This is a genomic window from Thermodesulfobacterium hydrogeniphilum (assembly GCF_000746255.1).
GTDB classification, from domain to species: Bacteria; Desulfobacterota; Thermodesulfobacteria; order Thermodesulfobacteriales; family Thermodesulfobacteriaceae; genus Thermodesulfobacterium; species Thermodesulfobacterium hydrogeniphilum.
This window is the reverse complement of sequence record NZ_JQKW01000007.1, coordinates 99,313-121,867: the sequence shown is the minus strand read 5'-3', so window position 1 is coordinate 121,867 and position 22,555 is coordinate 99,313. Positions and strand designations below refer to the sequence as shown.

At 29.5% G+C, this 22,555-nt stretch carries 18 protein-coding genes; 2 read left to right on the top strand and 16 right to left on the bottom strand.

Going from position 1 to position 22,555, the window contains the following annotated elements:
- Positions 1-96: 96 nt before the first annotated feature.
- A complete protein-coding gene (locus CC87_RS02960; protein WP_038055981.1) occupies positions 97-1,899 on the top strand; it encodes a triose-phosphate isomerase in 1,803 nt (600 codons plus the stop codon).
- Positions 1,889-3,115 carry a TolB-like translocation protein gene (locus tag CC87_RS02955; RefSeq protein WP_038055980.1) on the top strand — a complete coding sequence of 409 codons (1,227 nt, stop codon included), beginning with the start codon at positions 1,889-1,891 and terminating at the stop codon, positions 3,113-3,115. The genes CC87_RS02960 and CC87_RS02955 overlap by 11 nt, the downstream gene beginning before the upstream one ends.
- On the opposite strand, the gene flgL is transcribed toward CC87_RS02955, so the two are convergent.
- The 16 genes from flgL to CC87_RS02875 form a co-directional block, all read right to left on the bottom strand.
- Positions 3,110-4,051, bottom strand: a complete 942-nt coding sequence (flgL, locus tag CC87_RS02950) for a flagellar hook-associated protein FlgL (RefSeq protein ID WP_038055978.1) — start codon at positions 4,049-4,051, stop codon at positions 3,110-3,112. The genes CC87_RS02955 and flgL overlap by 6 nt on opposite strands.
- 16 nt (positions 4,052-4,067) lie before the next feature.
- The gene (gene flgK, locus CC87_RS02945) at positions 4,068-7,370 is read right to left on the bottom strand and encodes a flagellar hook-associated protein FlgK (protein ID WP_038055976.1); all 3,303 of its coding nucleotides are present in this window, start codon (positions 7,368-7,370) and stop codon (positions 4,068-4,070) included.
- Positions 7,371-7,382: 12 nt separating this feature from the next.
- Positions 7,383-7,709, bottom strand: a complete 327-nt coding sequence (locus CC87_RS02940; protein WP_038055973.1) for a hypothetical protein — start codon at positions 7,707-7,709, stop codon at positions 7,383-7,385.
- 20 nt (positions 7,710-7,729) lie between these two features.
- Positions 7,730-8,059 carry a rod-binding protein gene (locus CC87_RS02935; RefSeq protein ID WP_038055970.1) on the bottom strand — a complete coding sequence of 110 codons (330 nt, stop codon included), beginning with the start codon at positions 8,057-8,059 and terminating at the stop codon, positions 7,730-7,732.
- Positions 8,060-8,070: 11 nt separating this feature from the next.
- Positions 8,071-9,165 (bottom strand): flagellar basal body P-ring protein FlgI, encoded by a 1,095-nt coding sequence (locus CC87_RS02930; RefSeq protein WP_084222172.1) that lies wholly within the window; start codon positions 9,163-9,165, stop codon positions 8,071-8,073.
- Between the two features lie 10 nt (positions 9,166-9,175).
- Positions 9,176-9,874 (bottom strand): flagellar basal body L-ring protein FlgH, encoded by a 699-nt coding sequence (locus CC87_RS02925; protein ID WP_051920479.1) that lies wholly within the window; start codon positions 9,872-9,874, stop codon positions 9,176-9,178.
- A complete protein-coding gene (gene flgA / locus CC87_RS08585; RefSeq protein WP_051920477.1) occupies positions 9,874-10,578 on the bottom strand; it encodes a flagellar basal body P-ring formation chaperone FlgA in 705 nt (234 codons plus the stop codon). The genes CC87_RS02925 and flgA overlap by 1 nt, the downstream gene beginning before the upstream one ends.
- A 12-nt stretch (positions 10,579-10,590) precedes the next feature.
- On the bottom strand, positions 10,591-11,373 hold the full coding sequence (gene flgG / locus CC87_RS02915) for a flagellar basal-body rod protein FlgG (protein ID WP_038055969.1): 783 nt from the start codon (positions 11,371-11,373) through the stop codon (positions 10,591-10,593).
- 11 nt (positions 11,374-11,384) lie between these two features.
- A complete protein-coding gene (gene flgF / locus CC87_RS02910) occupies positions 11,385-12,149 on the bottom strand; it encodes a flagellar basal-body rod protein FlgF (protein WP_038055968.1) in 765 nt (254 codons plus the stop codon).
- Between the two features lie 192 nt (positions 12,150-12,341).
- On the bottom strand, positions 12,342-14,990 hold the full coding sequence (gene bamA / locus CC87_RS02905) for an outer membrane protein assembly factor BamA (RefSeq protein WP_038055961.1): 2,649 nt from the start codon (positions 14,988-14,990) through the stop codon (positions 12,342-12,344).
- 21 nt (positions 14,991-15,011) lie between these two features.
- Complete coding sequence (locus tag CC87_RS02900; protein ID WP_038055959.1) at positions 15,012-15,704, bottom strand: ABC transporter ATP-binding protein; 693 nt, start codon at positions 15,702-15,704, stop codon at positions 15,012-15,014.
- Complete coding sequence (locus CC87_RS02895; RefSeq protein ID WP_038055957.1) at positions 15,697-16,935, bottom strand: FtsX-like permease family protein; 1,239 nt, start codon at positions 16,933-16,935, stop codon at positions 15,697-15,699. Before CC87_RS02895 ends, CC87_RS02900 begins: the two co-directional genes overlap by 8 nt.
- Positions 16,936-18,429, bottom strand: coding sequence for a lysine--tRNA ligase (lysS, locus tag CC87_RS02890; protein WP_038055955.1), 1,494 nt, complete (start codon positions 18,427-18,429; stop codon positions 16,936-16,938). It abuts the gene before it with no gap.
- Between the two features lie 69 nt (positions 18,430-18,498).
- Positions 18,499-19,395 (bottom strand): tyrosine recombinase XerC, encoded by an 897-nt coding sequence (gene xerC / locus CC87_RS02885; protein ID WP_038055953.1) that lies wholly within the window; start codon positions 19,393-19,395, stop codon positions 18,499-18,501.
- A complete protein-coding gene (locus tag CC87_RS02880) occupies positions 19,392-21,146 on the bottom strand; it encodes an ATP-binding protein (RefSeq protein WP_038055950.1) in 1,755 nt (584 codons plus the stop codon). Before CC87_RS02880 ends, xerC begins: the two co-directional genes overlap by 4 nt.
- Before the next feature lie 39 nt (positions 21,147-21,185).
- Positions 21,186-22,427: an MFS transporter gene (locus CC87_RS02875; protein ID WP_038055947.1), complete on the bottom strand. Its 1,242-nt coding sequence runs from the start codon at positions 22,425-22,427 to the stop codon at positions 21,186-21,188.
- Positions 22,428-22,555 lie beyond the last annotated feature (128 nt).

Genomic DNA, 22,555 nt, shown 5'->3' with positions numbered 1-22,555 from the left:
TAATATAAAAAAATTTTTTTTCAATTTTAAAAACTTGATTTTTTCTTATTTAATTTTAATATTTGGAAAATATATTTTAAATACGGAGGAGACTGAATGTTAAAATACAAACCTAAAAAAGAGAATTATCCTTTGAAAGATGTAGATACACCAAATCTTTTCAAGGACTTTTTTCCTTATTCAGAACCTCCTAAAATCTTTTTTGATGGAAAATACATTCCTCCTCAACCTGCTGAAAAATTTTATATTACAGATACTACCTTCAGAGATGGTCAACAAGCCAGAGTTCCTTATACTCCTGAACAGATAGAAACTCTTTATAAATTTTTAAGCAAATTAAGTGGACCTAAGGGAATAATTAGAAAAACCGAATTCTTTTTATATACTGCCAAGGACAAAGAAGCTTTAGAAAGATGTTTAGCCTTAGGGTATAAATATCCTGAAATTACAGGTTGGATCAGAGCAAAAAAGGAAGATCTAAAATTGGTCAAAGAAGCCGGTCTTAAAGAAACTGGAATTCTCACTTCATGTTCTGATTATCATATTTTTTTAAAGCTTAAAAAGAATAGAAAACAGGCAATGGAAGATTATTTAGCTATTGTTAAAGAAGCTTTATCTCTTGGAATAAGACCGAGATGCCATTTTGAAGATGTTACAAGAGCTGATATATATGGCTTTGTAATTCCCTTTGCTATAGAACTTATGAAATTAAGAGAAGAAAGTGGAATAGATATAAAAATAAGGCTTTGTGATACATTGGGAGTAGGAGTTCCTTATCCTGAAGCCTGTCTTCCAATTAGTGTACCTAAGTTAATCAGAGCTTTTATAGAGGAAGCCGGAGTTCCTGAAGAACTTCTTGAATGGCATGGACATAACGATTTTTATAGAGCTGTAATCAATGCCTCTGTAGCCTGGTTATATGGTTGTACTTATGTAAATACGTCTCTTCTTGGTATAGGAGAAAGGACCGGAAATACACCTTTAGAAGCTATGGTTTTTGAATATATCTCTTTGAGAGGAACTTCCGATGGTATGGATACTACTGTAATTACAGATATTACCAATTATTATAAAAACATTCTTCATGAGAAAATACCTACCAGACAACCATTTGTAGGAGAAGAGTTTAATGCTACTAAAGCAGGTATTCATATTGATGGAATTATTAAAAATGAAGAAATTTATAATTCCTTTGATACTTGGAAATTACTTAAAAGACCTATTCAAATTATTATTACTGATAAAAGCGGAACTGCAGGTATTGCTTATTGGATTAATACCCACTTTGGTTTGGAAGGAGATAAAAGGATTGATAAAAGGCATCCTGGTGTAGCTAAAATCTATAAAAAGATACTGGAAGAGTATGAAAAAGGAAGAATCACTCCTATATCTAATGAAGAAATGCTCAATTATACTAAAAAATATATACCTGAATTATTTATCTCTGAATTAGATCATTTGAGAGATTTTGTAATAAATCTAATGACAAAATATATTGAAGATCTTGCTCAAGATCCAGATGTGAGATCCTTAGATCCAGCTAAAATCAGAAAAGTTTTGAAAAAATTTTTGGAGGATCATCCTTATGTGCAATTTATTTATGTAGTAGATGCTGAAGGAAAACCTATCATAGGATTAACTAATGATTTTCAATATGCTAAAAAATTCGCAGAATTCTTTGGCAAAGAAACTTTTGAAGACAGAGAGTGGTTTATAAGACCTATGAAAACAGGTAAAACTTATACCTCTAAATTTTACACATCAAAAATTACTTCAAACCTATGTATAACTATCTCTACACCTATAAGAGATAAATATGAAGAAATTACAGGTATTCTGGGAATGGACATCAAATTTGAAGATGTGGTGAAAATGGAAAACGGTTCCTATGAAATTTAAGTCTTTTTTCTTAGTAATAGTATTATTTCTATTTTTTAACAAGTTTCTTTTTTCTGAAGAAATTCCTAAAATTACAGTAGAACCTTATTCTTTTAGCAAAATTGTCGTAAAAGTTTCTTATTTTGAAGGAGATAAAAAACTTTCTTATAAACTTACACCTATTTTAATCAGACTTTTAAACTATCATATTTTCATTTTGGCTTCTTCCAATTCACCGCTTATTAAAACCTTTCATAAAGAGTATTTAATAAAGGGCGTTGTTCAAAAAAAGGGAAATAAAGTCTGTTTGGTGGCGGAATTATGGGATAAATTGGAAAATAAAGTCTTAGAATCTTATAAAATAGAAGGACCTCTTAGTTATCCCTATTTGGTTGTTTATTCTCTTTGCAATAAAGTAATAGAAAAATTAAGTAATTACAAAGGTTTAGCTTTTTCTAAAATTGTTTTTGTAAAAAGAACTTCTTATGGAGATAAGCTTTATATTAGTGATTTTTCAAAGGTAAATCCTCATCTTATAACAACTGCTCCTCTTATTTTATTTCCCAAATTTTCTCCACAAGGAGATAAATTAGCTTATTTAATTTATAAAAAAAGAAGGTATTTTTTAGAGATTTATGACTTAAAAACACATATTAAAAAAAGTTTTTTCATAAAAGGTCTTTGTTCCACTCCTGTTTGGTCTTCTGATGGAGAAAAAATATTTTTAACTATCGAAAATAAGAGTAAAATTGGTATAAATGAATTTAATATTAAAACCGGAATCCTAAAAGTTTTACTAAGAGGCGAAGGTGTTTATCAAGTAGGTTCTGTTTCAAAAGATGGTAGATTTTTAGCGTATGTATATGACAGAAGAACAGGGAAACCTAAAATTTATCTTTTAGATTTAAATACACTAAAAAGTTATAGAATCTCAAAAGCTGTGAGATATAATACTTCTCCAAGATTTTCTCCAAAAGGAGACTATTTACTTTATCTGGCAAAAAGTGGAGGATATACTTTCATAGTTTTATATAATTTACATAGCCATAATAAAAAAGAGATAGTTTTTCCTGGAAGTCTTGAGGATCCTGCTTTTTCACCTACAGGTGATTATATTATAGCCTATGGAAAGGGTCCCAAAGGCACAGGATTATATTTAATTCATCTTGATTCTAATTTAAGCTATTTATATATAAAAGGAAAAAACTTTCTTTACCCTGATTGGAGTAGATTATAGATATCTAACCAAGCTTAGACCACTAACCATGGCAGTTGCTCTAAGTGCAGCATCATAAGCTATGGTTAGTTGTTGCATTTTAGTAGCAAGTTCTGCAAGATCCGCACTTTCTATATTTCCAAGATTACTTTGCAAAGTCTGTTTAAAGTCCTCATAGAGATTTTTCTTGGTTTCTAAATGTGAAATCTGTGCACCTATTTTGTCTCTTTTAGTAGAAATATAACTATATATATTGTCTAATTTTCCAATAAATTTTTGAATATCATATTGTTCTTTATTATAATCTACCTGATTATCAGCTTCTAATGTTCTTTTTAAACCTATAAGAGTTTCAAAAATTCCTGAATCCATAAAAATCTTTTGTCCATTTTCTCCAAGTTCCATTTTCATATCTTTATCATAACTTATCTCAAAATTTTCTACTGAACCATTGTAAATAACTTTTTCTATAACCTGTCCATCAGGAAGACTTTCTTTAATTAATTCAAAAGGTGTTTCTCCAGAGGCATAACCACTTGTTTTTTGACCCGCAAATAAATACTTTTCACCAAGCTGTGAATTAGCAAGACCTAAAATACTTTTTAAAATACCATCTATCTCATTAGCTATAGCTTTACGAGCATTTTTATCTTGAGTAGCATTGGCTGCCTGAATAGCAAGAACTTTAGCTCTCGCAATTAAATCCTGTACATTTCCTAATGTAGATTCCTGAGATTTTAAAAAAGCAAGTCCATCATTTATAGCTTGTTGATATTTATTAATTTTTCCGATACTTTTTTTATAATTAAGGCTTATAACTACATCAGAAGGATTATCAGAAGGGTTAAGGAAATTCTTTCCAGAAGAAATTTTTAATTGAGTCAGATTTATATCTGAAGAAAGACGATTTAAATCTGCTAAAATGCTGTTAAACTTGGTATTAAACCCTATTCTCATTTAAATACCTCTTTTATCATCTTTTAGCATTAATAAGGGCTTCAAACATGTCCTCTACAGTTGATAAAATTTTTGCAGAGGCCATAAAAGCTTGCTGATATTTTATCAAATTAGACATCTCTTCATCTAAGGAAACTCCTGAAATGCTATCTTTTATAGCTTTAAGTTGTGAAATCAAAGTATCTAAAAAATTTTTATTTTCTTTAACAGATTTTGTCACAGCACCAATTTCCCCCACCATGCTGGCATAATAATCCTCTAAGGACGAATAATTCAATTTTTCTCTTGTAGTAGAGCTTAAATCAGCAATGCTTTGTGCAGTTCTGTTATCTCCACGTTTAAATTCATAGCCTTTAAGATAATTTATCAAACCCAGATTATTTGGAGCCTGAACATAGGTATTTGATGCTGTTTCTATTTCATCCTGCACAATGAAAGTTTTGGTATCATAAAGTCCTGTAGTTTCTACAATGAATCTTCCCTCTCTGTCTAAACAAGCTGAAAGTCCATATTGTACATTTTTTGGATTATTTATCTCCTTTAAAAGCGAAAATATATTATCCAAATTATCAAGATTTATTCTGAATGGATCTGGATTACCATCTCCATCTATATCTATATCTTCTATTGGTTCTCCATTTTTATCAAAAAGGTAAAAATGGATATAATCATTATTATTCACATCTAAAGGAATTCCTTCAAAACCTGTAATAACTCTTGTAGGATTGGAAGTTCCATCCCATCTAAAAGCTGGAATATACATTTGTTGATTGTTTAATAATTGAACAAAACTATCAGAATAATTAATTGTATCACTTCCTATATAGTTTTCTCCTATTTCAAATCCATATGCTGTAGTTTGATCATGTTCAAGAGTCATAACTAAATAACCAGTAGTATCTATATAAGATCTTATATAAGGAAGTCTATCTATTTTACTTGAAATGTCTGCAAGGGTATCCGGAGTTGCTGATAAGGAAGAATTAATAGGAATCTCTACATAATAACCTATATTACTATCTATATCCCATCTATATTCTGGTCCAAAATTTGTTTCAAAAGCTGAAGTATTGTTAGAAGAAATAGTTAAAGTAAAGTTATTACTTCCTGTAGTTTCATCTTCAAAAACAAGCAATCCATTTTTAATATTTATATTTATTTTATTATTAAAAGCTGTTTTTATTTGGTTTATCAAATCTTGAACAGTGCTAAAAGAATCTATAGTGAAAGATGTGCTACTAACCAAAGTTCCATCATGAAGACCACCGGAAAAAGTTATAGTATCCCCTTCTCTAAATCCTAAGTCTGTTAATTTAGTATTTTCTGTTATATTATTTTTTAGAACAAAGAAGAACTTTTCTTGATTAGGATTTTCTGTAAAAATAGGAATATTTTCTCCTTTATTATTATAATATTTTAAGTAAATACGATCTATAGCAAAAGTTTGAGAAGCATTTACTGTATTGTTACTTTTAAAGATTCCAAATAAAGGTCTTTCGCTTCTGAAAGCTGTAATATCCATTTTTCCTGTAGCGATTAATTCAGGCTTTTGAATTAAAAAAGGATTTACCTCAACAGATGCTGGATCATCACCATTGAAAAAAAGATTTATTCCTGTAGAGAGAAGTATACCTGAGGTGTCATTTGAAAAACCAAAAGCATAACCATCTTGGACTTGAAAAACAAGTTTTCCGTTCCTTATATAAGCTCTTATATCCCAAGTAGTAGAATTTGTATAAAATCCTGCTTCATTTAAAGCTGAATTTATTTGATTTGCCAAATCATCTAAGGTAGAATTTATACTTAAGCCATCCAAATCTACTTTTACAGGTGTTATTTTACCAGCAGGATCTTTAATCCATATATAAAAAAATCCTGCTAAATTATTTCCAGTGGAATCCTTTTTAAGATCCAAGAAATATGGAAGTTCTTTAATATACTGATTAGCTGAATAAGCTCCTTCCAATTCTTTTTCATAAAAAGTTAATCCAACACCTTGTGTATGGAGCTCATTTACGGCTTTAATTAATTCTTCTCCGAAAAGCTTAAGTTTTCCTGCTAAATTAAGCTCTGTAACCCTTCTTTGAAAAGCGGGATCATCAAAAGAACCGAAATCAAGCTGAGAGGACCCACTAATTGAAAAACTTAGTTTTCCAGGCCCTCTAAATTGATCCTCTATAAATAGTCTACCATTTTTTATATAAGCTTTGACTGTAAAATTATAGGCTTCTTCTATTTTATCTAACAAATCTCTAACAGTAGTATCTGGATTAGTAGTTAAATCAAAACTAATAGTTTGATTTATATTATTTCCAAAATGGTCTGTTCCATTAATTGTAAAAGAAACTGTTCCACTCAATCCAAATTCAGACAACTTATCATCCTCACTGATTAAATTACCTGTGGTTGAATTAACCACTACTTTATTTCCAGATACATATTCATAATTATACTCATCTGAAAGTTGTTCCAAAAGTCTTAACCATCCTCCTAATTCTCCTGAGCTTATTTCTTTACTTGTTAAAGGTATTTCAGCTCCATTAGTAGAAACCCAGTAAAGATCTGTTCCAGAAATCTCAAGTTTCCAAGTTCTATCTATGTTTACCAAATTGAAGCCCTTTCCAATAATTACATTAAAAGCTCCTTCTTTAGTTTCAAAGTATTGAATAGAGGCAAGCTGAGAAAGTTCCTTTATTAAAGCATCTCTTTGATCTCTCAAATCATTGGCTGATTTTCCACCTGATTCCATGGCTGTTATTTGAATATTAAGTTTAGAAATCTCAGAAGCAATATTATTAATTCTATCTACTAAAGTTTTAAGTTTCAGACCAATTTGATTTTCCAGATCTTTTAAACTTTGAAATTTGGTTTTAAAAATTTCAGTAATAAGTTTTCCATTTTCTACAACTTGTGTGCGTGCTGCCAGATTTTCTGGATTATCAGCAAGAGCCTGCCAAGAATTCCAAAAATTTTGCAAAAGCTTGCTAAGACCTGATTCATCTTTTATCTCATTAAAAATACTTTCCAAAATGGTTAACCCAGACTCCTCAGCTGAATACAGACCAAAATCTGTAAACTTTAAGTTAATATTTCTTTCTAAAAAAGAATCAAAATAACGCTTTATAGTTTCTATTTTCACTCCAGACCCGATAGGGCCTACAGGAGAAGGACTTGGAGGATAAGTAGTTTCCACTACTTTTTGTCTACTATAATTTTCATTATTAACATTTGCAATATTATGGCTTATAGTCTGCAAAGCAGTCTGAAAAGTAAGTAAAGAATTTTTTGCAATATTTAATGCACCTGTCAATCCTGCCATATACTTTCTCTCTTAAGCTGATTTAGAAAGAACTCTTGGACTATTTTCTAAATTATTCCCATAGTTTTCTTTATTATATAAAAGCTGAGTTAAAAATTTATAAGCCTCTTCTACAAAAGTTAATCCAGCTTCTATTATCAATTTATTTCTTTCATTTATTTCAGCAATTTCTTTTAGTATCTCCTCCTCTTCAGGAGTAAGATTTTTATCCTTTAAAAAATTAGCTAAGCGAGCTTTATAAGAAGCCCATTTAAGAATTTCTTCCACAGCACCTTTCATAAGAGCTTTTTTTTCTGCTTCTAAAACCTCTCTAAGTTCTAAAAGTTCTCTTCTAACCATAAAAAATTACCCTCCTTATATTATTTATCGGATGAATTAATAACTTTCTTAAAATTTTTAAAATAATTGCTTTTTAAAAAACTTTTATACAAGTAGTCTCCTAAACTTCCTGGATGGCCGGATATAGAGCGAGCAATTTCCTGATAAAGATAATCTTGATAAAATTTCTTTTCCAAAGTCTCAGGAAACAAATCACTTTTTAAAACCGAATTCTCCATTTTTTTTAGAATTTCATACCATATTAAAGATTCAAACTCATCACAAACTTCTTTTAAAGCTTTTTTGGGATTTTTTTTACTTAAAGTTATAAGTTGATTTAAATTTGTATAATAAATCACATAATCTTTCATTTTATCTCACCTTAAATAATTATTAATTCTGCATGTAAAGCACCAGCTGCTTTTAGAGCTTGGAGTATTGCAATAAGATCTCTTGCTGTAGCTCCAACAGCATTTAAAGCTCTTACCAGTTCTCCCAAAGTGGCTCCTTCTTCTAAAATAACGAGTTTAGCCTTTTGTTCTTTGGCTTTAATCTGTGTTCTGGGTACTATCGCAGTTTGACCAGGAGATAAAGGATAAGGTTGGTATACCTCTGGCGTTTCTTTTATTTCTACACTGAGATTTCCATGAGCTACAGCAACCTTAGAAATTCTCACATTTTCTCCTATTATTACTGTTCCAGTCTTCTCATCTATCACTACCTTAGCAGGACTATCTGGTATTACTTCCAGATCTCCGATTTCTCCAAGAAGTTGAACCACTTTATTTTTATAAGCCGGCGGTACTCTTAATGCTATATTTCTAAGATCCAAAGCTTTGGCATAATTACCTCTAAGATATGAATTAATGGTATCTACAATTTGAGAAGTTGTAGTGAAATCATCTGTTCTTAAAGAAATATTAATAACATTTAAATTATTTAAATTTTCCATTGGAACTTCTCTTTCTACAATAGCTCCATTAGGAATTTTACCAGCGGTAAGGTGATTAACTTGAGCTTGAGCACCTGCACCCCGTGCTCCAAAACCACCTATAGAAACCGGTCCTTGAGCTATAGCATAAACCTTTCCATCAGGACCTCTCAAAGGTGTCATAAGTAAAGTTCCTCCTTGAAGACTTTTGGCATCTCCTATAGTTGAAACCTCTACATCAATTTTTTGACCAGGTTTAACATAAGGTGGCAAATAGGCTGTTACCATTACTGCTGCTACGTTTTTAAGCTTTACCTGTGCCTTGGGAACTACTATTCCAAATCTTTCCAGCATATTCACTATGGATTGAACTGTAAATTTGGTCTGATCACCATCTCCTGTTTGTTTAAGCCCTACTACCAAACCATAGCCTACTAAATAATTTCCTCTTACTCCCTCTATATCCATGATATCTTTAAGTCTCACAGCAAAAGCCTGGTTTGTTATTATTAAAAATATTATCATCATTAATATAGCCCTTTTCATAATTACCCCTCTAAAACAGCCAAAATAGTTGTAAAAGTCTTGTAATAACACCTGCTCCACTGGTAGCCTCACTATTCGGCCCCTTTCCACTATACTCTATATAGGCATCTGAAATTTGTGTTGAAAGAATAGAATTATCAGGAGCAATATCTTCTGGTCTTACAATTCCTGTAATAGTTATATATTCCAAATCTCTATTTCTCTTTATAGTTCTTACTCCTTGAATAACTAAATTTCCATTTGGTAATACTTTTATTACTCTGGCACTTATAGTAGCTATAATTTTGCTTTGCATAGAAATTTGTCCCTGACCAGAGGTAGAAGAACTCATAGAACCCTCAAAAAGTTTAGAAGAATTAGCATTAGGGAAAATTTTATTAATTTTATTTTCATATCCTAAGAAGGCTCCAATTCCTGCTGAAGAAGAACTGCTTTTACTACTCTTTTGACTAACAGTAGTAGAACTCTGATAATTTTCTACAATTTTTACAGTAAGAATATCCCCTACATATCTTGCTCTTTTATCAGTATAAGCATATAAAAATTTATTTTCTTTATAAAGGGAGCCCTTTGTTAAATAATGACTTTCCTCTACAGGAATAGAGACCTTGGGTGGAGGCGGAGGTGAAGGAGGTGTTTTAGGATTAAATTCCCAACATCCACAAAGAATTAAAAATACTAAAGTCAATAGGAAAAATTTTCCCTTCATTAAAAATTTACCTCCACTTCTTCTGGAGAAATTACTTTAGCCCATATAATTTTTCTACTGCTTAAATTTTTTACCTTTATAACATCTCCTTTTCTTCCGTTTTGCAAGGCTTTTCCTTTAGCTTTAACCACAAAGTATTTACCTCTTGCTATAATATCTATTTCCTGATTTATTTTTACTAAAATAGGAAGGTCTATATAAGATTTTCTTAAAATTGTTCCTGGTTTTAAACTCATTTTAGTCTGTTTACCTATAGCTTCTGTTTTATCTGTAATTACATCCTGAGGCAATCTTGAAAGGGGCTTAAGTTTTAAAACTACATCTTCTTTTGTAATAATATCTTTGTTATTTAAAGGTTTTGTTATCACAACCACTGGAACTTCAGCCTCTACATACCCCCAAAGTCTAACAATACCAATTTTTTTGCTATTTTTATAAAAAGCTATCACCATAAAATTAGAACCTATATGAGGAGAAGAAAAAAATTTAATCTTATAGATTGCACTTTTAGGAATTTGTATATTCTCTGGTTCTATTCTAAACTGTTGAAGAATTATTTTACCTCCTTTTACCCAATTAAGTTCTTTTTTTATTTTTGTTAAAAATATATTTTTAAAATCTTTATAAGTGTAAAATTTTTCTGCCTTTGAATAGCTCGGAATAAAAAGGAAAGTTATAAAAATTAAAACTAATAGCCTGAGCATTTCTTAAAACTCCTATCTTTTTAGATTATTTGCCATTTCCAAAAGTTGATCTGCTGTAAGAACGCCTTTAGAATTAGATTCATAAGCCCTTTGAGTAATAATCATTTTTACCATTTCTTCTACTATATCTACATTGGACATTTCTAAATACCCTTGAGCAATGGTTCCAAAGCCATTTTGTCCTGGATTACCTTCAATAACATCGCCAGCAGCATCAGTTGCTCTAAATAAATTTCTTCCCACAGCATAAAGTCCTGCAGGATTTGGAAAATCATATAAAGTGAGCTGAGCCTGAGCCAAAGTTTCTCCATTAGGACCAAGAGCTGTAATAATCCCATCTGGAGTGACTTCAATTCTTACAGTACCTTGAGGAACTGCAAATTCTGGTTGGAGCCTCGCTCCATCGGGAGTAACAATATATCCATCCCTGTCAATTTTAAAATTACCGGCTCTTGTATAATATTCTTCTCCTCCCATTATAACTTTAAAAAACCCTCTTCCTTCTATAGCCCAATCAAGTTCCTGATTAGTTTGTTGATATTCTCCTTGAGTAAATATTTTTGATACTGCTACAGGTCTAACTCCTAATCCTATTTGCATACCTACAGGAACTTGGGTTCCATCAGCAGTTAAAGCTCCTGCTAATTTTAAGTTCTGATAAAATAAATCTTCAAAATCTATTCTACTTTTCTTAAAGCCCGGGGTATTCACATTAGCAAGGTTATTAGCTATTACATCCAATTGAAGTTGCTGCCCTTGCATTCCTGTTGCTGCACTCCATAAGGCTCTTATCATGTTTAACCTCCTTATCTATTAGCAGTGTTTAATAATCTCTCTGTTGCTTCATCCCAACCTTGAATAAACTTTTGAATAGATTGAAATGTTCTGTGAATTTCTATTAAATTAACCATCTCTTTAATAGGATTAACATTAGATTTTTCAATAAACCCCTGTTTTATTTCATAATTAGTAGCAGGTACTTCATGTGCTCCGTTAGAAATATAAAGATTTTCTCCTAATTTTTTGATTTTATTTAAATTATCAAAGATAACCACATCAATTTTTCCTATTTCTGTTCCATCTATGGATAAGATTCCATCAGGAGAAACCTGAAGTCTTAAGTTTTCCATAGTAATAAGACCGCCTTTAGCCATACCAGGATCTATAATAATAGGAGCACCATTAGCAAGTACAGGATAACCTCGAGGAGTTACTAATCTTCTGCGATTATCCAAAGTAAAGTTTCCTGCCCGGGTATAGGCAACTCCATTGGGTGTTTGTACTTTAAAAAAACCTTCTCCTACAATAGCAAAATGTAATGGATTTCCAGTAGGTTCCAGTTCCCCCTGTTCAAAATTTATATAGGGGGTAGTTTCTTTAAAAATTCTTCTATACTTAGGTCCTATTTTTTTCATCAAAACTTCTTTAAACTCAAGCCTATCTTCTTTATACCCCGGAGTATCTACATTAGCTAAATTATTGGTAGTAACAGTAAGTTTTCTATCAAGTAATTGGGCAGCTTCCAAAGCTTCAAGCAAACCTAATTGGGGATTTATTTTTATTCCATTCATTTTTCCTCCTATTTATTAAGTATCAAAAATTATACCTAACCTTAATATTACCACTTCGTAAGTGGTAATATTAAGGTTAGTAATGATAAGGATTTTAGAAATATTGGCTTATGGAAAAAATTTTGAATTTAAAATAAAGGAAATTTTTTCCTTGTCAAAATTATGACAGTGTTAAATTTTAGATATTAAAAATTAAAACTGGCCACCTATTTGGAAATTAAAGTTACTTAAATCATCTCCTGGCTTTTTATCTATGTTATATCCCCATTCTATTCTTAAAGGACCAAAAGGAGAAAGCCACCTCAGTCCTATTCCTATACTTTTTCTTAAATCAGCACTTTTAAAACCTGTCTTCTTATCCCATACATTTCCCATGTCAAAAAAAATCACACCATTTAAATTAATACTTCCAATTAAAGGGAAAATAGCTTCTGTTTGAACAAAAAATTTTCTTGTTCCACCAATTTTATCATCTGTAACAGGATCTTTTGGAGAAATATCCCCATATTGATAGCCTCTTACAGAATTTATACCCCCTAAATAAAACCTCTCAAAAACAGGTATTTTATGAGCTCCTCCCTCAGTAAGATACCCATATCCCAATCTTATATGCCCTATTAATTTTTTATAAATAGGCATGTAAACACTATGCTCTCCTTCAATTTTTAAATAATTGCTTTCTCCTCCCAAAATTTTTCCTGCATATTCCAAATCCAATCTATGATACCATCCTTTGGTCGGCATAAAATACCTATTTCTTGAATCATAGGCTATTCCACTTTGAAAAGCAGTAGTTATATTTATATCTTTAGATTTTAAAATGATCTCCGCTACATTATCACTTAAATCTTTTAATTTAGTATCATCGTATCTAAAGCCTATATAACCAGAAAGTAAAGATGTAAAATCATATCCTATTCTTATAGAACCACCTTTGGTATCCTTAGTAAAATCATCATACTCAAGTTCAAAATTATATAAAGACCAACCCAAGGAATAACGTGTATCTCTAAAATAGGGATCATAAAAATTTATTGAATATCTACTTGATCTTGTTCCAAGTCTACCAGATAAATTAACCCTTTGCCCTTTTCCAAGAAAATTTCTTTCTGTTATATCAAACATAATGATAAATTTATCATAAGAACTATAACCACCTCCTATTCCGAAAGTCCCTGTAAGCATTTCTTTTACTTTTACTTTAAGATTTAATTCATTTTCTTTAGCACCTTTTTCCTTCTCAATTTTTAAATCTTTAAAAAATCCAAGTCGCCTTAATCTAATTTCGCTATCCTCTAATCTACTGGCACTATATGGCCATCCTTCTGCTAATCTAATTTGGCGTCTAATTACTTTATCGCGAGTTTTGGTATTTCCCTCTATCTCAATTCTATTTATATAAACAACCGGACCTTTATCTATTTTAAAAGTAACATTAACCAATTTATGTTCTACATCTTTTTGAATATCTGTATCTATTTTAACATAGGCATATCCATAATCTGCAAAAAGATGATTAAGAATATTTTTATCCTCTAATAAAGTCTTAAGACTAAAAACCTTTCCAGAAGAGGTTCTTATTTTGTTATAAAGCTTGTCCTCTGGGAATAAATCTTGTTCAATTTTTATCTCTCCAACTTTATATTGAGGGCCCTCATCTATAGGAATCTTTATAATAACTCCATCAGGCTCTTCTTTAATAATAGGATCACCTATTTTAACATCTATATAGCCATGATTTTTATAAAAAGTCTCTATTTTACCCAGATCTCTGTAAAGAAAAGCCACATTATAAACCCCTGGTTCAGCAATAGGTTCAGGATTAACAATTGCCCTTAAATATTTAACTATTTTTTTTACTGGAGAAAAGATACTTTTTTCTGAAATAGATAAAAGACTTTTTAATTCTTTGTCAGAAAAAGCTTTATTTCCTACAAATTCTATTCTTTTTATATACTTCTTTTTGCCTTCTTTTATATTAAATATTAATCTTATTTGAGCAGAAGAAACCTTTTCAGAAGTAATAACAACCTTTGTTCCAGAATAACCCAATTGCTCATAATAAGCCTTGATATTTTCAAGAGCCTTATCTAAATCTTTAGAAGTAACTATTTTCCCTTCCTCTATATTAACAATCTTTTTTAAATCTTCTGTTTTAACTTCTTTATTTCCTTTAAAAACAACCTCTTTTACTGAAGAATTTTCCTTAACCTCAAAAGTTACAATAGCACCTTTGGTACCTTTATCTATCTTTATCTCAATATTTTCAAAATATCCCATTTTATAAATTGACCTTAGATCTTGATCAAGTTTTTTATAATCCAGAATATCTCCTGGTTTGGTGCTTATATGTGATAAAATGAGATCTTCTCCTATTCTAAGATTCCCTTTTATCCTAATTTTTTCTACTAATTCTTTTTTTTCTAAAAGGCTTTTTAAAATATTGACAGTTTCTTTTACAAGCTGATCTATTTTATCTTTATCTCCATAAACACTAAAATAATAGGGATTTTCTCTTTCTGGTAAAATTAATTTCCATTCCAAACTTATTTTATCATCTATATTTATTGTTTTTAATTCTGCAATAGCTTCATAAGCTCCTGCTTTAAGCAAAGCTCGTGCTTCCGTAGGAGAGAAAAACTTGGTTTCAAAGGAGATCCCCTCTTCAATAATTGATTTTCTCAAATTTTCTAAATAAAAATTAAGTATATCTTTTTGAAAAGAATTCCCCAAAATCTGAGTTGAGTAAATAAGAAATTTTATCTCTTTTCCAAAAACAAAAGAAAAATTTAAATTAACGAAAGCCCAGACTATTAAAAGATAAAACAAGGACTTTTTCAAAGTTATAAAACTCCATAAAATTTATATTTTCTCCAATTTTACCAAAAATCCATTTTTTAGCAAATAATTCCTTTTCATTTTCTTAGCAAGTTCCCAATTATGAGTTACCATTACTATAGTTGTGCCAAAAGTTTGGTTTATTTTTAAAAATATATTTACAACTTCTTCTGCACTTTCTGGATCTAAATTACCTGTAGGTTCATCTGCCAATAACAAAACTGGATTTAAAAATATAGCTCTTCCAATAGCAACTTTCTGTCTTTCTCCTCCTGAAAGAGCATAGGGTTTATGTTGGGCTCTTTGAGATAAATTTAAGATGTTCAGTATTTCTTCAGCTCTTTTTAAACAATCTTTTATTTTCCATTTAGAAATCAATCCTGGTAAAATCAGATTCTCTATAACTGTAAATTCTGGAATTAAATAATGAAGCTGAAAAATAAATCCTATCTTTTCTCTTCTCAATTTCAACACATCTTCTTCTCTATCCCAATTAAGTTCTTTACCAAAATAATAAATCTCTCCAGAGGTAGGTTTATCCAGGGTTCCTATAATATTAAGTAAAGTTGTTTTCCCTACTCCAGAAGGACCCAAAATAGCAATTCTATCTCCTTTTAAAATCTGTAAATCTATTTTTTTCAAAATTTCTAATTCACCCTGAGGATTATAATACCTTTTTGCAATGTTTTTAAGCTCTACAATAATTTCTTTATCCATGTTTTAAAATTTCAGCAGGCATTATTTCTGAAGCTTTTTTAGCTGGATACAAGCATGCTAAAATGCTTATAATTACAGCAACCATGCTTATTATTACAATATCTAAAAACCTTAAAAATACTGGCATATATTCCACAGGATAAACCTCACTGGGTAATTTTATAATAGGATAATGAGAAAGGAAAACACATAAAGAACTTCCCAAAATTAACCCCATTCCTACTCCTATAGAAGACAAAATAACTCCACAAAAGAAAAAAATTTTTAAAATACTTCGGGAAGAAACCCCTAAGGATCTTAAAATAGCTATGTCCATTTTCTTTTCTGAAACAAGCATTGTCATAGCAGCAATAATATTAAAAAGAGAAACTATTATCATAAGAGTCAATACAACAAATAAACCCATTTTTTCCATTTTTAAAGCTGCAAAAAGATTTCTATTCCATTCCTGCCAATCAAATATATTGATTTCTAAACCTAAATGTGACACAATACGTTTTTTATAAATCTCTGATTTAAAAGGATCTTTCAGTTTAATCTCTATAGAATAATTTTGAGGATTAAATTTTTTAAAAAAAGAAGATAAAGGTGTAAAAACAAGGTTCAAATCATAATCATATACTCCTGTTTCAAAAAATCCTACAATTTTAAAAGTAGTTATTTTAGGAAAAAATCCAAAAGGAGTATGAATTCCTTCAGCACTCATAAAAGTTATTTTTTCTCCCCAAAATAGTCCTAATCTATCCTTCAATTTTTTTCCAATTATTACAGGCAGGGAATTATCAGATTGATTTTTTAGAGCCTCTTCATTTATTTTTAATTCTTTAAACCCTTTTTCTTTTTTTAAATCCTCAATAGATACAGCTTTTAAAATTATTCCTACAGGTTGTCCATAAGGAAGAAGTAGACCCTGAAGAGCTGAAGTTTCCTGAATACTTACTATTTCTTTCTTAGGTATTTCTTTTTTTATTATCTTCAAAATCTTTGGTTTAAGATCTTTATCTCTAAAACTGATACTTAAATGTGGATTTAGACTTAAAATTTTTTCTGTTACAGCTTCTTTAAATCCTGTAATTACTGCATTTACTACAGTTAAAGCACCTACACTTAAAGTAACACCTATAATAGCAATTAATGAAATTATACCTGTAAATTTTTCTCTCTTTGGAGAAAAAACATATTTCAAAGCTATCCAAAATTCCCAATATAAATCGGGCTTTATAAAAAACATTTATAAGTCTTCTTTTCGTCTTAAATGAGGAAATAATATTACCTCTCTGATAGATGGGCTGTCAGTAAAAATCATTACCACCCTGTCAATTCCTATACCTTCTCCTGCACAAGGAGGCATACCATATTCTAAAGCTCGGATAAAATCTTCATCAATTTCAGGAGGAATTTCTTCATCTACTTCTCTTAATTTTAATTGTTCTTCAAATCTTATTCTTTGATCCTTAGGATCATTTAACTCTGAAAAGGCATTTGCTACTTCTTTCCCTGCAATATATAATTCAAATCTATCTGCAAAATCTGGATTTTCATCATTTCTTCTGGCAAGAGGTGAAACCTCTATAGGAAATTTTATCACAAAAGTCGGCTGAATAAGCTTTGGTTCAACCAGTTCCTCAAACAGTTTGGTCCACCATTTTCCAATTCTTGGATCTTTTAGATTAAGTTCTATCCCTTTTTCCTTAGCAAAATTTATCAGTTTTTCTTTATTATATAAAACTTCCTCAGGAACTCCACCAAGTTCAGTAATTGCTTTTAAAAACTCTACTCTCTGCCAAGGAGGAGTAAAATCTATTTCATAATCTTGATAAGTAATTTTAGCGCTTCCTTTAATTTCTAAAGCAAGACTATAAAAAAGCTCTTCTGTTCTTTTCATAAGATCTTCATAAGTAGCATAAGCTTCGTAAAATTCCAGCATAGTAAATTCGGGATTATGTCTGCTTGAAACTCCTTCGTTTCTGAAATTTCTATTCAATTCAAAAACTTTCTCAAACCCGCCTACAATAAGCCTTTTTAAATAAAGTTCTGGAGCTATTCTTAAATATAAATTCATATCTAAGGCATTATGATAAGTGATAAAAGGTCTGGCTGCAGCACCACCTGCAATAGGATGCATCATAGGTGTTTCTACTTCTAAAAAACCCTCAGAAATAAAATAATCTCTAATGTATTGAATTATTCTGGTTCTGGTTTTAAAAAGCTCTCTAACCTCTGGATTCATTATCAAATCCACATAACGCATTCTATATCTCAATTCTGTGTCTTTAAGACCATGATATTTTTCAGGAAGAGGTCTAAGAGCTTTGGTAAGAAGTTTTAGATCTTTTACTAAAATAGTTATCTCGCCTGTTTTAGTTTTTATTAATCTTCCTTTAACTCCTATAATATCTCCTATATCTACAAATTTTTTAAAAAACTTGAAATCCTCTGCTGAAATTTCAGATTTTGCTACCAAAATTTGAATTCTATCTGTTTCATCCTGAATATGGGCAAAAATAAGCTTTCCCATTTCTCTTTTAGCCATTAATCTTCCAGCTAAGGAAAATTCATATTCTTTTTTCTCAAGCTCTTCCTGAGTAAAATTTTTATAAATATCTTTTATATACTTAGCTTTGTCCTTGGGACGAAAATCATTTGGATAAAGCTTTAATCCCATCTCTTTCAATTTTTGCAATTTTTCATGCCTAACCTTTATGACTTGAGACTCCTCTATCATAAAGTTCCCCCACCTAAATAAAATTTCTCTCCTATTTTATTACGAAAATTTCTTTTTCCAAGAGAATTTTTATTTTTCCTTAGCCCTTGGATGAGCTTTCATGTAAATCTTAAGAAGATGTTCATAATTGACCTTGGTATAAATCTCTGTAGTGACTAAAGAAGAATGCCCAAGCATTTTCTGAATACTTCTCAAATCTGCTCCTGCATTTAAAAGATGAGTAGCAAAAGCATGCCTCAAGGTGTGAGGATGTAAATATGATATTCCCTTTTTTTGTCCCCATTTTTTAATAATATATCTAATTCCTCTATCTGTAAGCTTTTCTCCTCTAAAATTTAAGAATACAAAAGGATTATCCTTTTTTAAATTTGATAATAATCTTTGACGAACTACCAAATATTTTTCTAAAGCTTCATAAGCTTTTTTACCAAAAGGGACAATCCTTTCTTTTTTACCTTTTCCCAAAACTCTTATTATCTTTAATTTTATATTTATTTGATCAATAGTAAGATTTGAGACTTCACCTACTCTAAGGCCTGAACCATAAATTAATTCTAATAAAGCCCTGTCTCTTAAACTTAAAAAATCTTCTTCTTTTATTTCCTCAATAAAATTATTTATTTCTTCTTCAGTAGGGATAGAAGGTATCTTTTTAGGTATCTTGGGATTAGTTAAATAATTGGCTAAATTTTGTTTTATTAGTTGATTTTTATAAAGAAATTTAAAAAAACTTCTTAAACTACTCAGTTTTCTTGCTATAGTAGTTGGCTCGCAATTATTCTTTTTTAAATAAAGCTGATAATACCTTAAATGTATAACTTGTATCTCTTCTAAATTTTCAATCTTTAAATCTTTCAGAAAATTTAAAAAATTCTTTAAATCTCTTTCATAGCTTTTAACAGTATTAGAAGAATATTGTCTTTCTGTGGATAAAAATTTCAAAAAAGCCTTTAATCTTTGAATCACTGGAGAACTTCTTTTATTTTTAAAATTATTTCTTCTAATTTAAAAGGCTTTAAAAGCATTCTATAACTTGGGAGTTCTGCAAGAGTCAAAATATCTCCTGTAAGGAAAATTACTTCTACATCGGGAAACTTTTCTTTTAAAAATCTGTAAAAACTTGGTCCTTCTATATCAGGTAAATGAAAATCACTTATTAACAAATCAACTTTTTTAATTTTTTTCATCTTATCTTTGAATTCCTTGAAATTTGAAAAAGAATACACTTTATATCCCTCTAATTTCAAAAATTCTTCCAAGCTATTCCTAATAGCCTCTTCATCTTCTATTAAAATAATTGAAATTTCTTCTGGTTTGCGTATTTTTTTATTTCCTATCTTTTTTATTTTCAAAATCGGAATATAAACTTTAAAAACAGTCCCTTTTCCTACCTGGCTTTCAACTTCTATTTTACCTCCCATGTTTTCTATATGATTTTTTATTAAAAATAAACCTAACCCACTACTTTTTTCTTTGGTAGTAAAATAGGGCTGAAAAATTTTTTCTAAATTCTCTTCTGGTATACCGCATCCTGTATCTCTTATACAGATTACTAAATATTGAGTTTTATCAGATTCTATTTGAGATCTCAATTTGATTTCAATCTCTCCTTCTCCTTCCATAGCATCCTTAGCATTGTTTATAAAATTTAAAAATATATAACGCCAAAAAGATTCATCTCCAGAGATCCATACAGATATTAAATAATCAAAATCCAATAGAATATTAATTTTAGGTCCTGCTATTATTTGAAATAATTCTAAATTATTCTTTAAAAATGAAATAATTTCTATTTTAGAAGATATAGTGTCTTTTACTTCTTTGGTATAATCCAACAGTAACTTGTTTAAATCTATCCATGAATCAAGTGTTTTTTCTGCTAAAAGAACATATTTTTTTATTTCTTCTGGATTTTCCAGATTATTTTCTATATTTTTTATATATTTATTCGTTATTTGTAAAATATTGTTAAAATCGTGAATCAAACTTTTTAAAAAATCTGAAAAAGTTTGATTTTTATAAAGTTCCTCAGCCTTTTTCTTTAATTCTATAATATCTGAAACATCTATGCCTGTTATTACGAAAATTTTTTCTTTATCTATATCCTCCAATAAAAAAGCTCTTCCTAAAATAGATTTGGTCTCATTTTCCTTGGTTAAAATTAAAAAATTACATGTTTCATTTTCTTTAATTAATATATCATGAAACCATTTTTCAAATTTCATCTTCTCTTCAGAAGAAGCTAAAAGATCTATAAAATTTTTACCTAATAATTCATCTTTTTTATAATTTAAAAGCTCTTTGGTAGCTTTGTTAACATTTTTAATTTTCCCTTTTTTTAAAAAAATTATCAGAACAGGAAGTTTATCTAATAATTCAAAAAAACTTTTTTTATAATATTCATGATCTTCTATTTCTTTAAATAAAATCAGAAACTCATTCTTATTTAAATAGTTATACTCTACAATATATAAATTCCCTAATATACTTAGATTAGAAACAATTTTAGGTTTTTCTCCAGAAAGATACTTTTTCAAACAATTAGCACAGGGTTGATCACTATCAAAAATTAAAGAATAACAGGTCTGCCTTACCAAAAAGTCTTTTTTAAAAATCTCTTTAGCTTTTTTATTTGTATATTGAACTTCAAAATTATTATCAATTAATAAAATACCTATATTTAAATTATCTAAAATTTTTTTCTCAACAGGATCCATATAAATGTTATTTTACTTTGCTTTTTTATTTAATCAATGTTAACTTTTTATTTTTAAACTTTTATTTTTAGCAAATTTTATCAAAGGGAAATTTAAACTTATTAATAGAATTGCATAAATTGTTAAAAGAAGAGGCAAATCAAATTTTTCGGCTAATAAACCCATAAAAAAATTGCCTATAGGGTAGATACCTAAAAAGGATAAAGTGAAAAGGCTTATAACTCTTCCCCTCAATTCAGAAGGTGTATTTTCTTGAATATAGCTATTAGCCACAGGGAAAAAATTAGTAAAAGAAAAACCTATAAAAATACAGAAAATAGTAGTAAATACCCATTTGGTAATCCAACTTAACCCCAAAATGCTTATGCTAAGCAAAATGGTGGCTAATAGAATATTAAAGAGTTTATCTTCCACAGCCTTTCTAAATATTACAGAGGTAGCACCAAGAATAGCTCCTATCCCTATCATAGAAGATAAAAATCCAAATTCTTTTCCTCCACCTTCATAGAATTTATAAACTATTACAGGAAGTATAACCAATACTGAAGCTCCAAAAAAAGTAAAAATACATACTGTTAAAATAACTGACAAAATATTTTTTTTCTTCCTTAAAAAATGAAAAAGCTCTTTATAAGATTTTTTTATTTCCATCTTTTTCTTAGAAATTGAAGAACGATTAGATAAAGGTCTTATCCAAAAAATTAAAAAAATTAAAAAGGGGACAAAACTCAAGGCATTTATATAAAAACATTCGTATAAATTCATATAAGAAATTATTAAACCAGCAACAAAAGGTCCTATCATGCGTGCTGTATTAAAAGATAACGACTGAAAAGAAATAGCTTTCACAATATATTCCATAGGAACTATTTCACTAATAAACACCTGTCTTAAAGGAACATCTATACCAGATAAACAGGTGGAAAACAAGCTTAAAAAAGTAATTATCCAGAAGGTTATTTTTCCAGTTTGAGTCAAAATTCCCAAAATAAGGGAAGGAAAAATAGCTAATGAAACGATGGTGATAAGCAATTTTTTTCTATCAAAAAAATCTATAATCAAGCCAGATAAAAAGCTAAAAAAAATAATAGGAGAAGAGCTAATCAAATTAAATAAGCCTAAATAATAAGAAGACTTGGTTAACTCATATACTAACCAGGTTTGAGCTGTATTTTGAATCCATGTTCCTGTGAAAGAAATAAAATGTCCCAAAATAAAAAAACGAAAGTTTTTTATTTTTAAAGGATTATCTTTAAATGAAATATATTCTTTTATTTTCATTTCCTTTAGTAAAATAATATTATTTTTGAAAGTTACAATTCTAAAAAACTGTTTTTTTTAAATTACTAACAAATTGATCAATTCTCAAATCTCAAACCAAATAATTAAAAACTATTATTTAAGATGAA

Bases quoted from the DNA above. Each gene is read 5' to 3' on its own strand.
- CC87_RS02935 (WP_038055970.1), bottom strand. From the start codon at position 8,059: ATGAAAGATTATGTGATTTATTATACAAATTTAAATCAACTTATAACT.
- flgF (WP_038055968.1), bottom strand. From the start codon at position 12,149: ATGAATGGAATAAAAATAAATCCCCAATTAGGTTTGCTTGAAGCTTTG.
- CC87_RS02875 (WP_038055947.1), bottom strand. From the start codon at position 22,427: ATGAAAATAAAAGAATATATTTCATTTAAAGATAATCCTTTAAAAATA.
- flgK (WP_038055976.1), bottom strand. From the start codon at position 7,370: ATGGCAGGATTGACAGGTGCATTAAATATTGCAAAAAATTCTTTACTT.
- CC87_RS02900 (WP_038055959.1), bottom strand. From the start codon at position 15,704: ATGGATAAAGAAATTATTGTAGAGCTTAAAAACATTGCAAAAAGGTAT.
- CC87_RS02925 (WP_051920479.1), bottom strand. From the start codon at position 9,874: ATGAAGGGAAAATTTTTCCTATTGACTTTAGTATTTTTAATTCTTTGT.
- CC87_RS02940 (WP_038055973.1), bottom strand. From the start codon at position 7,709: ATGGTTAGAAGAGAACTTTTAGAACTTAGAGAGGTTTTAGAAGCAGAA.
- flgA (WP_051920477.1), bottom strand. From the start codon at position 10,578: ATGCTCAGGCTATTAGTTTTAATTTTTATAACTTTCCTTTTTATTCCG.
- CC87_RS02960 (WP_038055981.1), top strand. From the start codon at position 97: ATGTTAAAATACAAACCTAAAAAAGAGAATTATCCTTTGAAAGATGTA.
- lysS (WP_038055955.1), bottom strand. From the start codon at position 18,429: ATGATAGAGGAGTCTCAAGTCATAAAGGTTAGGCATGAAAAATTGCAA.
- CC87_RS02895 (WP_038055957.1), bottom strand. From the start codon at position 16,935: ATGTTTTTTATAAAGCCCGATTTATATTGGGAATTTTGGATAGCTTTG.
- flgL (WP_038055978.1), bottom strand. From the start codon at position 4,051: ATGAGAATAGGGTTTAATACCAAGTTTAACAGCATTTTAGCAGATTTA.
- CC87_RS02880 (WP_038055950.1), bottom strand. From the start codon at position 21,146: ATGGATCCTGTTGAGAAAAAAATTTTAGATAATTTAAATATAGGTATT.
- flgG (WP_038055969.1), bottom strand. From the start codon at position 11,373: ATGATAAGAGCCTTATGGAGTGCAGCAACAGGAATGCAAGGGCAGCAA.
- CC87_RS02955 (WP_038055980.1), top strand. From the start codon at position 1,889: ATGAAATTTAAGTCTTTTTTCTTAGTAATAGTATTATTTCTATTTTTT.
- CC87_RS02930 (WP_084222172.1), bottom strand. From the start codon at position 9,165: ATGAAAAGGGCTATATTAATGATGATAATATTTTTAATAATAACAAAC.